The organism is Clostridium sp. 7_2_43FAA, from assembly GCF_000158375.2.
In the GTDB taxonomy this organism is placed as follows: Bacteria; Bacillota; Clostridia; order Clostridiales; family Clostridiaceae; genus Clostridium; species Clostridium tertium.
On the sequence record NZ_JH815222.1, the window covers coordinates 1,686,816 to 1,701,041 of the forward strand.

General features: G+C 25.7%; 13 protein-coding genes. 6 read left to right on the forward strand and 7 right to left on the reverse strand.

Features of this window, described 5'->3' with window-relative positions; genetic code table 11:
- Positions 1-126: 126 nt before the first annotated feature.
- From CSBG_RS09510 to CSBG_RS09520, 3 genes are all read right to left on the reverse strand, one after another.
- The gene (locus CSBG_RS09510; protein WP_008679007.1) at positions 127-558 is read right to left on the reverse strand and encodes a MarR family transcriptional regulator; all 432 of its coding nucleotides are present in this window, start codon (positions 556-558) and stop codon (positions 127-129) included.
- Between the two features lie 1,027 nt (positions 559-1,585).
- Positions 1,586-1,873: a phosphoglycerate mutase family protein gene (locus CSBG_RS09515; protein ID WP_008679011.1), complete on the reverse strand. Its 288-nt coding sequence runs from the start codon at positions 1,871-1,873 to the stop codon at positions 1,586-1,588.
- 288 nt (positions 1,874-2,161) lie between these two features.
- Entirely contained in the window at positions 2,162-2,482 is a 321-nt protein-coding gene (locus CSBG_RS09520; protein ID WP_008679013.1) for a hypothetical protein, read from the reverse strand.
- Between the two features lie 351 nt (positions 2,483-2,833).
- Between CSBG_RS09520 and CSBG_RS09525 the strand changes: the two genes are divergently transcribed.
- Positions 2,834-3,070: a helix-turn-helix transcriptional regulator gene (locus CSBG_RS09525; RefSeq protein WP_008679015.1), complete on the forward strand. Its 237-nt coding sequence runs from the start codon at positions 2,834-2,836 to the stop codon at positions 3,068-3,070.
- A complete protein-coding gene (gene def / locus CSBG_RS09530; RefSeq protein ID WP_008679018.1) occupies positions 3,071-3,523 on the forward strand; it encodes a peptide deformylase in 453 nt (150 codons plus the stop codon). It abuts the gene before it with no gap.
- Between the two features lie 65 nt (positions 3,524-3,588).
- Here the strand turns inward: def and hydA are convergent, their stop codons facing one another.
- Entirely contained in the window at positions 3,589-4,974 is a 1,386-nt protein-coding gene (gene hydA, locus CSBG_RS09535) for a dihydropyrimidinase (RefSeq protein ID WP_008679019.1), read from the reverse strand.
- Between the two features lie 310 nt (positions 4,975-5,284).
- Positions 5,285-6,226 carry a hypothetical protein gene (locus tag CSBG_RS09540; protein ID WP_008679022.1) on the reverse strand — a complete coding sequence of 314 codons (942 nt, stop codon included), beginning with the start codon at positions 6,224-6,226 and terminating at the stop codon, positions 5,285-5,287.
- 163 nt (positions 6,227-6,389) lie between these two features.
- On the opposite strand from CSBG_RS09540, the gene CSBG_RS09545 reads away from it, so the two are divergent.
- Both CSBG_RS09545 and CSBG_RS09550 read left to right on the forward strand, forming a co-directional pair.
- Entirely contained in the window at positions 6,390-8,072 is a 1,683-nt protein-coding gene (locus CSBG_RS09545) for a DUF2207 domain-containing protein (protein ID WP_008679024.1), read from the forward strand.
- Between the two features lie 235 nt (positions 8,073-8,307).
- Positions 8,308-9,201, forward strand: a complete 894-nt coding sequence (locus CSBG_RS09550; RefSeq protein ID WP_008679025.1) for a DUF1002 domain-containing protein — start codon at positions 8,308-8,310, stop codon at positions 9,199-9,201.
- A gap of 193 nt (positions 9,202-9,394) precedes the next feature.
- On the opposite strand, the gene ybaK is transcribed toward CSBG_RS09550, so the two are convergent.
- Entirely contained in the window at positions 9,395-9,862 is a 468-nt protein-coding gene (ybaK, locus tag CSBG_RS09555) for a Cys-tRNA(Pro) deacylase (protein ID WP_008679027.1), read from the reverse strand.
- A 367-nt stretch (positions 9,863-10,229) separates the two neighbouring features.
- On the opposite strand from ybaK, the gene CSBG_RS09560 reads away from it, so the two are divergent.
- Together CSBG_RS09560 and CSBG_RS09565 are read left to right on the forward strand one after the other, a co-directional pair.
- Positions 10,230-11,381, forward strand: coding sequence for a double-cubane-cluster-containing anaerobic reductase (locus CSBG_RS09560; protein WP_008679029.1), 1,152 nt, complete (start codon positions 10,230-10,232; stop codon positions 11,379-11,381).
- A 9-nt stretch (positions 11,382-11,390) separates the two neighbouring features.
- Entirely contained in the window at positions 11,391-12,164 is a 774-nt protein-coding gene (locus tag CSBG_RS09565) for an acyl-CoA dehydratase activase (protein WP_008679031.1), read from the forward strand.
- Positions 12,165-12,193: 29 nt separating this feature from the next.
- On the opposite strand, the gene CSBG_RS17735 is transcribed toward CSBG_RS09565, so the two are convergent.
- Complete coding sequence (locus tag CSBG_RS17735; protein WP_167507305.1) at positions 12,194-14,221, reverse strand: PAS domain-containing sensor histidine kinase; 2,028 nt, start codon at positions 14,219-14,221, stop codon at positions 12,194-12,196.
- Positions 14,222-14,226 lie beyond the last annotated feature (5 nt).

Below are 14,226 nucleotides of genomic sequence, written 5' to 3' on the forward strand. Positions count from 1 at the left end.
TCTATTTTTATTAGTTTTACAACCATAACAACAAAATATAATATGTATTTCTTAAACATTCATAAACAATTTTGTTTAAACACTTAATTTGTTAGGCTTCTAACTAATTAATTAAAAAAAATTGCATTAATCTGCAATCTTCTTACTTAATCTTTCTAATATTTCACTAAACAATTCAAGTTCTTCTTTACTTAAAGAATCATAAATTATAGATTCTACAATTTCGATTTCTTTATATACAGATTTATGAACTTCAATTCCCTTATCAGTTAAGATAATCTTTTTAAGTCTAGCATCTTCACAGACACTAACCCTTTCAATTAAGCCATTCTTTTCCATTAAAGAAAGAACGCTTGTAACAGAAGAACGTCTAATGTCAAATTCTTCTTCAATTGTTTTTTGAAATATGTCTCTCTTAGGTGCTTGATGAAATATATACCCTAGAATTTTTGCTTGCATACTGCTTATCCCATATTCTAATGATACTTTACCTATTCTTCTCTTAATTTTATGAGACAGAATATTAATTTTTCTTCCAATGTGTTTTATTTCACTCATTAATTACACCCACGCTTTTGTTAGACTTCTAACTAATTATAAAACTATTTAGCATTCTTGTCAATCTATTGGGTTCGATTACAATAAATTTTTAATTATTTTAAATATTTTTCTAAATAATTATAAAAATATTACCTGGAAAATAATGTAATTTATTTATAATTTTAATGGTATCTCGTTTCGTTATACACTTGTATTTTTATATTTATCAATTCAAATATATAGCCCTAATTTAATTATAGTTGCTATTGATATTCTGTATAGTAACTACAAATTTAATTAATGTTGATCTTATTACCAACTATCCTTGTTAATACAGATGTATTTATTTAAATACATCTCATGTTAATGTTAATCGACTAATTGCTTCTTCTAATGTTTGATGTGTATTATTTAAATACATCTCATGTTAATGTTAATCGGCTATGTTGTTTTTGATGTAGTTCTTAAAGATTTATTTAAATACATCTCATGTTAATGTTAATCATATTTGTCAGCAAAAGATATTATAAACTTTTCGGTATTTAAATACATCTCATGTTAATGTTAATCCATTGATTTTAAGCCTTTCTTAAATTATACATGCCTATAAAACCTTTGTAAACATCTCACTCTTCAAACTTTTTACCAGCTTTACTTAAATAAAAAAAGCTTTATATAATTTATAGCCTAAACTGGCAATATAACTTATTTTCTAAATACTTTATAAAATAATAGCTTGGTAAAAATTTTTAATATATTTTTTATAATTCCCATAAAATAAAGGACGTCGCGTGACGCGACCCCCTTTATAATATTAAGATAAATCTATTTATTAGAAAAATTAAATTTATATTTTATCATCATTAATCAAGCAAGTACTTCCATTGTATTTTATAATTTAATGCCAAATATGATCAACACTCGAGAGCTTTTCATATTGAAAAGTCAATTTATAAATATCTGGCATACTTAAATTTTTCTAAAAATATAATTATATTTTTTGTCATAGTTCTCCACCATCTAAAGCAAACTCGAAATCTTCCCATCATTTTGAAATAACTTTATTGAAGTCACCTACATATCCATTAGAAATACTTCTTTCTCTAAATTTATCATTTATTATTATATTTATTTTGAAATAATCTCCTACTTTCTCAACTGTTTGAATAGCTCTTTTATATGGGCTTGATATTATATTAGTAATATTTTCATCTATTAATAAATCTAATACTTTCTTTGATTCATTAATTCCTTCTTCAGATAAAGGTCTATTTAATTCATCAGAACCATATATAGAATGTGCATGTTTTACCAAGAATATATTAGTAATCATTATAATTTATCCTTTAAAATTTTATAAGTAACTTATAAATTATTTATAGAAAAATTCCTTGATTTATATTTTATGAAAATCTGTTTAAATATATAGAAATTTAGTCCATATACTTCAAATAATAAAATTAAGAACTATCTCTATACTGATGAATATAACCTTCATAAGTTGTTCCTCCATTTGATGATTTTATATAATTCTAGGATTCTGTTTTAACTAATATTGATAAGAAAATGTGTTAAAGTAGCTAAGTCAATTTGTCCATTTTTACTGCTAAATAGTAATATATTAAGATTGCTCTTTAGTACCTATATAACCTTTCTTTCTAGCATAAAATGTTAATATATAGTTTAATCCCCAAAAAATCGTTGATGTTAGTACAATAAAAATTGATGGATTTTTACTAATTTTATTCCACGCTAAGTAAAAAATAAGTAATGAAAATGAGTTGCTTAATCCAAAAATAAATTGTATAATATAGTATTTAGTATTTAAAATAATATATTTATCATTTATCATGTAGATAGTTTTTTTATTTTTGTAACATATTACATTGTAAATAATGAATATTGTTGCGACAGTACAACCCGTAATAAATAATAAATCCATAAAACTTCTCCCCTTTTTATATTAGGAACAATATAATACAATTGTTCAATAATGTATATTTTTATTATATATTGATTATGGACTATAATTCCATAAAATAAAAAATATTACATAGCTACTGATATTCTATTTCTAAATTCCTTCATAATAGTTTATTTATAAGATATTTTCTTTATATTAATAAATCATATTTTAATTTTCCGCTTCTTGAAATTATATAATAGAAAAATAATCTACTTTTAATAGAAATCCTAATTACTTTTTACACATTTTATGTAAGGTTAGCTTGATACACAACCAAAGAAATGTTTAATTATAAATGTAATGTAAACATTACAGGAGTGATATTTAATGAAAAATAAATTACAACAATTTCGTGAAATTTTAGGATTAACACAAGAGCAATTAGGAAAACTTGTAGGCGTTTCAAGGCAAGCAATTAATGCTATTGAAACTGAAAAATTTGAGCCCTATATTTGGTTAGCTTATGAGATTGCTAAAGTATTTCGTAGTAATATAGAAGAAGTTTTCCTTTTTGAAGAAAGTGAGAGAAAATCAAGATCTGAACAAAGTAGAGGTGTTATTTAAATGGCATTAAGGCAAATCAGATTGTTTGGTGGTGAAATATTAAGAAAAAGAAGTAAAGAAGTTCTAGTTGTCGATGATAAAATAAGACAAATATTAAATGATATGGCTGATACTATGTATAATACAGAAAATGGTGGAGGGTTAGCTGCTCCACAAGTTGGCATATTAAAAAGATTAGTTGTAATAGATATGGGTCAAGGCCTTATAAAGCTTGTAAATCCAAGAATAATTAAAAAAGAAGGAATTCAAGAAGTTATTGAAGGTTGCTTAAATTATCCAAATAGATGGGGAAAGCTTAAAAGACCTGCAAAGGTAACAATTCAAGCATTAAATGAATATGGCAAAAAAATTATTTTAACAGGTACAGGAGATTTAGCTAAATGTTTTTGCCATGAAATAGATCATTTAGATGGTATTCTTTTTACTGATTTTGTTACTGAATATATAAAATAAAAAAGGAGTTATATTTAAAGTATAATTTTTATATACTACGCTTTAAATACATCTCCTATTTTTTATTATAACTTCTCTTTAATTTCTCTTTTTATAAATCTACCATTACCTTTTTCTCCAATAAAGTTATTATCCTTAACTATAATATTTCCCCTCAAGATAGTATAAATAGGATACCCCTTTACTTTTATTCCCTCATAAGCAGTATAATCAACATTTGAATGTAAATCTTTAATAGTTAATTCTTTTTCTATGGTTGGATCAATTATAACTATGTCGCCATCTGCACCAACTTGTATTGAACCTTTTTTAGGATACAATCCAAAAATTTTAGCTGGATTTGTACAACATACTTCAACAAACTTGTTAATGTTGATTTTTCCTTTCATTACTCCTTCTGAAAAAATCAAAGGTATTCTTTCTTCAATTCCTGGTGCTCCATTTGGACATTTTGTAAAATCATCTTTTCCAAGTTGTTTATCTTTATTAAAAGCAAAAGGACAATGATCTGTTGCTACAGTTTGTATATATCCATCCTTAATTCCCTTCCATAAAGCATTTATATCCTCTTCTTTTCTTAAAGGAGGACTCATAATATATTTTAATCCTTCATTATTATTCAAGTCATATTTACTATCTTCCAAAACTAAATATTGAGGACATGTTTCTGCATATATGTTTTGTCCTCTATCTCTTGCCATTTTTATATAGCTTAATCCTAAATTTGAAGATAAATGAACTATATATAAAGGTGCATCACCTGCCATTGATGATAAATTTATCATTCTGTTTACAGCCTCACCTTCTGCTTCTACAGGCCTACTTAAAGGATGATATTTAGGAGCTTTTAACCCATTTTTCACATAATAATCTTTCAATACCTTTATACTACCATGATTTTCACAATGAACAGTTGTAACTCCATTAAGTTCTTTTAATCTATTTAGTACTTTTAATACTTCCTCATCATTTACCATATAATCATATGTTAAATAAACTTTAAAGCTTGGTATCCCTTCATTCCTTACTATGCTTTCCATTTCATTAAGTATTTCTTCATTTACATGTTGAATTACTCCATGAAAACTATAATCTATTACTGCATTATTATCTGCATATCCATGATATACATCTACTTGATGCTTTAAATTACATCCTTTAGGACCAAAGCCCATATGGTCAACTATTGTAGTTGTTCCTCCACACGCAGCTGCAACAGTCCCTGTATAAAAATCATCATTAGCTACAGCAATTCCAACATCTAAATTTAAATGAGTATGAACATCTACCCCACCTGGTATTACATATTTTCCCTTAACATCAATTACTTCATTTGCTTCTTTATTTATACAAGTACTAATTTCTTTTATAATGCCATTTTCAATATATATATCACCTATATATGTTTCACTTGCTGTTACAATTGTTCCATTCTTTATTAGTAATGACATTAGCTTCACTTCACTTTCTTATATTTAAAATAATATAACTTTTCTTTACATTAATTATTATATATAAGCAATGTATATGCCAAATTATATTTAATAGTAATAACAGTTTTTTCGGTATAATTTAATATCAATTTGAGAACTTGTTATCATTTTGATAACTATTTATACTATGTTAACAAAAAACCTTCACGCACTTTTAAATTATATATCTATATTTAACATTAGAGTTATTCTGCAACATCATCTTATAAAAAATAAGACATCTCATCATTTTAATATTATGAGATGTCTTATTTATTTAATATTTATATTATCTTAATATTGATTGAGACATTCTTCTATAAGTATGTCTAATTCCTCTTATTGTAACTGAAAGTGCCATTATATTTTCAGGTAATGCTATCCCAAAAGTTCCACAATCTCCAATATGTTGAATATCTGCTCCTGCCATTTTAGAATTTAAAGCTATTTGTTCTATTATACTTTTGCTTGCACCCTCTTGTGATGTACCAATAGTAGTCATTGCAAGTGCATCATTTTCATGAATAAGAGTAATTATTTTCTTTGCTAATTCTAAATCATATCCTGGAACTGTTCCTGGAGCTGGTATTAACACAACATCTGCCCCACAATCTATAAAGCTTTTTATAGCATTTTCATCATATATATTTCCACTACCTGCTCCATGCATTTTTCCTGCTATTATCAAAGTGCTATCCCCTAATATTTCCTTAGCTAGCTTTATTCCTTCACAAATAGTTTTTTCAGTAACACCTGTATTAGGATTTCCTGTTAATACTATATAATCAAAGCCATATTCTTTAACCTTCTCAAGATTTTCTTTATTTAATGTATATCCTCTTTCATAAGTACTTCCTTCTGGTACAGGCTCTAAGTTTACTCCTATCATTCTTCCAACTAACTTCTTAATATTCTTTATATAATCTTTATTATTTAAGTTATCTTTAATTTGATCTCCTATTTTATCCAAGTTATCTATTGAAAGTAAGTTAGTTCCACCATCTATACCAAAAATAAAAGGTTTTTCAAAATTAAATGTATTTAAAGTTATCATATCTGCTCCAAAGCTTGCAGCAAGCTCTAAATTAGATACTTCTCTTATAAATGGAGTATAGCTAACGATAGTCTCTGACATAACAGTTCTACCTTCTGAAGTCTTAATTATCTCCTTAAGAGTATTTTTATTTAAACCTTCAATATCACTTGTTGTTAATTCAAATATTCTTTTCATAAACATATTCTCCTTTATAGTTATTATGTATACATTATATAATATTTTTATTCAATTGAAAACGTTAATCAATATGAACTTTAATTTTATCTTAATACTATTTAGTAATATGGAGAAAATACATATAATATGCTATTCTAATATTTACAAGGAGGTATAAATAATGAAAAAACTAATTTTCTTTTTAAGCTTATTATTTTCATTAACAATTCCAATTTCTGTTTCTGCAGATAATAAGTATTATTCAATTGATAAACTACTTATAAATGCCGAAATACAAAATAATGGAGATGTTTTAGTAAATGATGAATTTACTTATAGTTTTAATGGAGATTTTAATGGTATTTACTTAAATCTAAATTTAAATGGATCTAATGGATATTCTATTAATAATGTAGCTATTGAAGATTCTACTGGATCACATAATTTAGAAAACAAGAGTGATAAATCAAATAACAGTTATGAAATTATAAATACTAATGATAAGGTTCAAGTAAAAATTTATTCTAAAAGTATAAATGAAGAAAAGAAATTTAAAGTTAGTTATTTAGTAAGCTCTGCTGCAAAAAAATATGAGGATTTTAGTTCTTTAAATTGGAGCTTTTATACAGCTTCAATAGAAAATCCAGTTAATAATGTTGAACTAAACCTAAAATTAAATTCAACAAATTTCAATGCAAATAATTTATATTACACTGTTTATGGTGATGGGACTTTTGATACGGAAACTTCAGCAGATATAATTAAAATTACTGGTGAAAACTTAACTTCTGATTTAGGTATTGATTTAAAATTTCAATCTGATTTTCTTACAACTCCAATTACAAGTTCACCAATTGAAAATAATAACAATTCGAATATTATAGATAATAATATAAATGGATATGTCAAAAAAGATTCTTCTGATATGGTATTACCTATTTTAATTCCATCTTCATTGATTTTATTAATTGCTATAATATTTTATCTTTCACACAAACGTTCAAAAAGAATTTTCAATGAAGCTTTAAATGAATATAGATCAAACTTTGTTTTTGTTCATGAAGATATACTTCCATATCCACCTTCTAATATAAGTCCTACTTTAGTTGCATATTTATATGATAAAAATAACATTGATTGGGCTATAGTTCCCTCTACATTAATGTATCTTGCAAATAGAAGTTTTTATATGCTAGATAGTAATATATCTGATGAAGATGAACTTATTAATGTTAAGTTTAAAAGAATAAAAGATAGCTCAGAGTGTGAATATTCACATTTGAAAATATTAATGGATTGGTTCAAGGAATACGAAGATAGTAATAATGAATTTACTTTTGAATCCATAAAAAATAAAATTGAAAATAGCCAAAAAGCAACTAAAAAATTTAATAATTCCTACTTAGATTTTATAAATGAAATTAGACTTAACGGAAGAGCTCATAATTACTATATAAATATTAAAGATAAAGAAGTATTAAATAATGATGCTTATAATGAATATCTTAAATGGTCTGCATATAAAAAATATTTATTATCACTTATACAAAGTAAAAGTATAGATAATATAAAAGAATCTATAATATACGCTCCTGCACTTAGAATAAGCCACTATGATTTGGAGATTAATCCAGCGAGCCTTAATGGAAATTCACTTAATTATAATGATTTTAATCATACTTTTTATAATTCTTATATGGCTAATGTATTTTTATTTAATGAAATACACAACTTAACAAATAATAATCATAATAGTGATTCAAATTTCAATAATAATATGGATTTTGGAAACAATAGTTTTAATGATTTTTCATCTGGAGGAGGCTTTTCCGGTGGTGGTGGCGGAGATTCTGGTGCCTTTTAAAGTTAAAGGAAGTCTAATTAAATTAGGCTTCTTTTTTATATTAATACGACAATTTTATTTAAATATAATATTATAGCTGTGATCTATATGTACTATAATCACTAATTTAATATCTTTCTTATATTTTAATTTTTCGTTAGTAAATTCTTAAATAAATCTTAAAAGCCTTCTATTTTTTTGCTTTCTTTAATAATATTAATGTAAAGGAATTATATATAAATAAAGGAGTTTTATTATGAAAAAAAATATACTAAAGCTAATTACAGCATGCACTGTTACATTTTCATTATTTAGCTTTACTGTACAAGCACAAAATAATGAAAGAGTAACTTTAGGTATCGACTTAACAGATGCACAAGAAGCTCAAATGTTAAAAGAATTTGGAGTAAAAGAAAATGAAGTCAGCGTAGATAGAATAACTAATGATGATATCATAAAGCAATTAGGTCTTGATCCTAATGATCAATCTAATTATCAAGGTGGCTGTTATTCTTCTTCATATGTTAAGCTTACTAATTCTGGTGGAATACAAGTAACAGCTAAAAATTTAACAGAAGTTACTCCACTTATGCTTTCAAATGCTCTAGTTACATCTGGAGTAACTAATGCTGAGGTAAAAGCAAGCTCACCTTTTCACGTTACAGGAACTTCTGCATTGTCAGGAATATTAAAAGGTTTTGAAAGTGCTAAAGGTGAAGAATTGTCATTAAAAAATAAAAAGACAGCTCAAGAGGAAATAGAAACTACTTCAGATCTAGGTGAAGAAATTGGATATGATGAAGCTGCTAAAGTTATTAATGATGTTAAAACAAAAGTTATAAAAGAAGCTCCCAAAAATAGTGAGGAGATTTCAAAAATAGTTGAAAATGTTACAAATAATTATACAGTTGAAATATCAGATGAACAAAAAGAACAAATAAAAGCTTTAATGGTTAATATAAATAATTTAGATATTGATTATGATAATGTTAAGGAAACTTTAAAAAACATAAGTAATCAAATTTCAGAAGCCCTTAAAAACTCTGGTAAAGATATTCAAGATAGCGGATTCTTCCAAGGCCTTTTTGATGCAATAGGAAACTTTTTTTCTCAATTTTTTGATTGGATCAAAGGATTAGGTAATAATTAAAAACTTTCTATTTTATTCTGATATTACAAGAAATTAAAATTTTATAGTATAATATCTAAAACTCCATCCAATTAATTAAAATTTGGTTGGAGTTTTATAATATTTCTTATATTGTATTTATCTAATATATAGTTTTCTATATATTATCAAAGATAATATAATTAATTTATGTTAAGTCTGATAGTAAAACTATTTACACTACATCAGCTAACTGAAACCTAATAACTTTTTTAAGTTCATCTAAACTTAACTCTACTTGGTATCCTATTTTACCAGCACTAAAAATAAAAGTTTCAAGTTTTTCAACTGATATATCAATTGTAGTAACAAAAGATTTTTTCATTCCGATAGGTGAGCATCCCCCATGAATATAACCTGTTAATGGTAATAATTCTTTTGACTTTATCATTTCAATAGATTTTTCTCCAACACTTTTTGCTGCTTTTTTTAAATTCAATTCTTTTTCTACAGGTATTACAAATACATAATAGTTTTTTGATTTCCCTACTGTTACTAGGGTTTTAAAAACCTGTTTTGGATCTTGCCCTAATACTTTTGCAACCTCTACTCCACTTATGGCATCAGTATCTACATAAGAATAACTATTATATTTAATTTTCTTCTTATCTAAAATTCGCATTACATTTGTTTTTTCATCCATTTAGTATCCCTCCAAACAATACAATTATATCATTTTATAAAAATATTTCCATTTATAACATATCATAATTTAATCTATCTGTTATCATAAAACTATTCTATTAATATAGTACACCTATAGAATCTCACATTACTTAACATTAGATTCTTATATCAAAACCCTTTCATGTAAATTATTCAAAATTCATGTTGCAATAAATAAAACTTTATTAAATCGTTTTCTGTAATATACTTCCGTGTTAAAATATTAATATACAATATATTAAAGATATAATTTCTCATTTTTAAATTCTATAAAAAATATATTGTAAACACATTTTACTTGTTTACTTAATATTTATTAACCTTATAAAAGGAGATTGAGATTTATGAAACTACAAAAAGAACTGCCAGAAATTTTTGAAACCTTTGGGGAAATTAGAAGGAATTCATTTATTACGGCAAAGGAACAAAAAGAAAAGGATATACCTCTTATAGGAGTATTTTGTACCTATTTTCCACAAGAAATAGCTTTAGCAATGGGTGCTTCAACAGTATCTTTATGTGCATCTTCAGATGAAACTATACCAGACGCTGAGCAAGACTTACCACGTAATTTATGTCCATTAATAAAATCTAGTTATGGATTTGGTAAAACAGATAAATGTCCTTTCTTCTATTTCTCTGATTTAGTAGTTGGAGAAACAACTTGTGATGGTAAGAAAAAGATGTATGAATATCTTTCTGAATTTAAACCTGTTCATGTTATGGAGCTTCCAAATTCTCAAAGTGAGGATGGATTTAAGCTTTGGAAAAATGAAATTATAAAGCTAAAAAATACTTTAGAAAAACAATTTAACGTTAGTATATCTGAAGAAAATATAAAAAAAGCTATAAGAATAAAGAATAATGAAAGAAAAGCTCTTAAAGAATTTTATGAACTAGGAAAGCTAGATCCTGTACCTGTAACTGGAACAGATATTTTTAAGGTTTTAAATGGGACAACCTTTGCTTTTGATAAAGAAGCAATCCCAAAACAATTAAATGAATTAGTTGATAAAATTAAAACTGAATATAAAAATACAAAAAAATATGAATCTAAACCTAGAATTTTAATAACTGGTTGCCCTCTTGGAACAGCAACAGAAAAAGTTATTAAAGCCATAGAAGATAATGGCGCTTATGTAGTTGCTTTTGAAAATTGTAGCGGTGCAAAAGCTGTTGAAGATTTAGTTGATGAAGATAATCCAAATATATACGATGCATTAGCAAAGAAATATTTATCTATTGGTTGTTCTTGTATGACTCCTAACCCAAATCGTATTAAACTTCTTGATAAAATGATAGATGAATATAAAGTGGATGCTGTAGTTGATGTAATTTTAACTGCCTGCCATACTTATAATGTTGAAACATTATCAATTAAGAGATTTGTAAACACAAAAAAAGACATTCCTTATATGGGCGTAGAAACTGATTTTTCTAATAGCGATATTGGACAATTAAATACAAGAATGGCAGCATTTATTGAAATGTTATAGGTAACATTTATGAGTATTTACACTTTAGGAATTGACTCCGGTTCAACATATACAAAAGGAGCTTTATTTGATGGTGAAAAAATAATTAAAACCTATAAAATAAGAACTTCTGCTAAGCCAAAGGAAAGTATTTATTTAGTCTATAATAATCTTTTTAATGAAAATGTTAAATATACTATTACTACTGGCTATGGAAGAGATTTATTAAAAGAAGCTGATAAAAAGGTCACAGAAATAACTTGTCATGCACAAGGAGCAGCTTTTTTAAATGAAAAAACTAGAATCATTATAGATTTAGGTGGACAAGATTGTAAAGTAATAAAGCTTGATAATTCATTAAACGTTATAGATTTTATTATGAATGATAAGTGTGCTGCAGGTACTGGACGATTTATAGAAGTAATGATGCGTATTCTTGAAGAAGATATCAAAAACATAGATGAATTTGTTAAGAATAAGAATAAAGTAAACATTTCCAGTATGTGTACAGTTTTTGCTGAAAGTGAAATCATCAGTCTTTTATCTCAAGATGTTGATAGAGGTGATATAGCCTTAGGAGTTATTCATTCAATTGCTAAAAGAACTTCAAATTTTGCTAGAAGATTAAAATTAGAAAATGATGTGTTTTTTACAGGTGGTCTTGCTAATTCAAATTCATTTAAAGAAATATTAAGTGAGTATTTAGATTTTAAAGTTATAACTGATGAATTAAGTCAATATGCAGGAGCAATCGGTGCATCTGTTATAGGTTACAAAAAATATAAAAAATTATGTACTAAATGAAAATAGCCAAAAATTTTGGCTATTTTTATTTATTCGAGATATATGTTAGAAAATTCCATATCCATAGTTTGAACTAATCTATTGTCCATAAGATTCATATCTACTACTTTAGTATCAGTTGAAATAACTTTATTAGGAAGTATGATAGTAAAAGTACTGCCTTTTCCTAATTGACTTGTTAGTTCTATTCTTCCACCCATAGAATTTATAAGAAGCCGAACTAGGCATAATCCTATTCCTGTTCCTTCTGACTTTCTTGTTAAATCATTATTTACTTGTCCAAACCTGTTAAAAATAACATCCTGCTTTTCTTTTGGAATACCTACGCCCTCATCTTTAACATTAATATTAGTAAATCTATCATTAGAATCTAATTCTACCTTTACAGTCTTACCATTTTTAGTGAATTTAATTGCATTTGATAATAAATTAAGCAATATTCTTTCATATTTTTCATCATCAACAGCTATGATTTTTTTATCAATATTACAAGTAAACTCAAGATTAATATCCTTTCGCACAGCAAAACTTCTAACAGATTCAGTAATTGCTTTAGACATACTTACAATATCATAATTACGTAAATTTACATTTAAATAACCAGCATCAGCTCTTGTTATATCTAAAAGATTATTTACAAGTCTTAACTGTTGTAGTGTACTTAAATTTATTTTATCAATATAACCTACAACTTTTTCAGGTAAATCTTTTCTATAAACTAAATTTAACAATTGAGTTGTTGAACTCATAACTGTTAATGGAGTTCTAAACTCATGAGCAATAAATGAAAAAAATTCCTCTTGTGTTTTTAATATTTCTTCTAACTCTTGTTGATGGCTTACCTTATCAGTTATATCTATTCCAACTTTTATAACTTCCTTAATTTCTCCGTCAACATCAAAAATATATTGATAAAAAGTTTCTATATATCTCTCTTTTCCACTTAGTACCACTTTAATATTACTTCCACTAATCATAGCATTATTTTTTTGCTCTTTATCTAATGTTTCTCTATCATTACATGGAATTTGTAAAAACTTTGAGTAAGTATTTTCATTTGAATATATTATTTCTTCTTTTACTTTTTTATTATAATGTATTACTTTAAAATCTGGATATGAAAATCTACATATAAGTAAATCTAAGTTATTTATAATATTATAAAAATTGTCTCTTTGCTTTTTCAAGCAATTTTCAACTCTCAATGAATCATTTAAACATCTAATACTTGTTATTGCTCCAACTATCTCATTATTCTGATCATACAAAGGATTACAACTTATATCTGTTTTGATAGTTTTATCTGGTCTTTCAGATACAACCCTCATGCTAGTTATATTTTCTCCCTTTAAAGCCCTTGAAGATGGTAGTTCATTGATTTCTAATGTATTTCCATTTAAATCGTAATACCTAGTGTTATCAAGGGTTTGCCCTAAGACGTCTAACTTATCTGGTTCATAGAAAAATTCTTCAGCAGCTCCATTTAAAAATTCAACTTTCCCTTCTTTATCAAGAAAAATTAAACCATCAGTCATATTTTCAACTACGTTTTTATATTTAAAAAACTCTTCACTTAGTTTTATATTTTCTTCCTTTAATTTTGAATTCTCCTCCTTTAATTTTAAAATTTCTTTTTTTAAATTCTCTTTTTCAACAGCACTTTCTGTTACATTGAAAAGTGTTATTATCAAAAAAATTAGTGAGTTTTCTTCCTTTACAGGAGTAACTACACACTTTAAATAATCTGTATAACCATTCTTATTTTTATAAATAAACTCTTCAGATATCTGTGTTTTTCCGCTTTTTATAGCACCTTTTATTAGAGTTAATATAATATCTTCTTCCTTTACATTCATAATTTCTTGAAGTGACATCTTTAAGTATCCTGCTCTTTTAATACTTATATTTTCTAATATATCTTTATAAAATTTATTTGATTTAATTAGCTCTAAATTAGGGAAACTATAAACCCCCATCCCTGACTTATCTTTGTTCAATAAGTCATCTAATGGAACTACCTCGTCTAAACAATCTCGTTCTAATTTAGAATCTTTCATACAAA

Coding starts and splice junctions, on each gene's coding strand:
- CSBG_RS09510 (WP_008679007.1), bottom strand. CDS start 558: ATGAGTGAAATAAAACACATTGGAAGAAAAATTAATATTCTGTCTCAT.
- CSBG_RS09515 (WP_008679011.1), bottom strand. CDS start 1,873: ATGATTACTAATATATTCTTGGTAAAACATGCACATTCTATATATGGT.
- CSBG_RS09520 (WP_008679013.1), bottom strand. CDS start 2,482: ATGGATTTATTATTTATTACGGGTTGTACTGTCGCAACAATATTCATT.
- CSBG_RS09525 (WP_008679015.1), top strand. CDS start 2,834: ATGAAAAATAAATTACAACAATTTCGTGAAATTTTAGGATTAACACAA.
- def (WP_008679018.1), top strand. CDS start 3,071: ATGGCATTAAGGCAAATCAGATTGTTTGGTGGTGAAATATTAAGAAAA.
- hydA (WP_008679019.1), bottom strand. CDS start 4,974: ATGTCATTACTAATAAAGAATGGAACAATTGTAACAGCAAGTGAAACA.
- CSBG_RS09540 (WP_008679022.1), bottom strand. CDS start 6,226: ATGAAAAGAATATTTGAATTAACAACAAGTGATATTGAAGGTTTAAAT.
- CSBG_RS09545 (WP_008679024.1), top strand. CDS start 6,390: ATGAAAAAACTAATTTTCTTTTTAAGCTTATTATTTTCATTAACAATT.
- CSBG_RS09550 (WP_008679025.1), top strand. CDS start 8,308: ATGAAAAAAAATATACTAAAGCTAATTACAGCATGCACTGTTACATTT.
- ybaK (WP_008679027.1), bottom strand. CDS start 9,862: ATGGATGAAAAAACAAATGTAATGCGAATTTTAGATAAGAAGAAAATT.
- CSBG_RS09560 (WP_008679029.1), top strand. CDS start 10,230: ATGAAACTACAAAAAGAACTGCCAGAAATTTTTGAAACCTTTGGGGAA.
- CSBG_RS09565 (WP_008679031.1), top strand. CDS start 11,391: ATGAGTATTTACACTTTAGGAATTGACTCCGGTTCAACATATACAAAA.
- CSBG_RS17735 (WP_167507305.1), bottom strand. CDS start 14,221: ATGAAAGATTCTAAATTAGAACGAGATTGTTTAGACGAGGTAGTTCCA.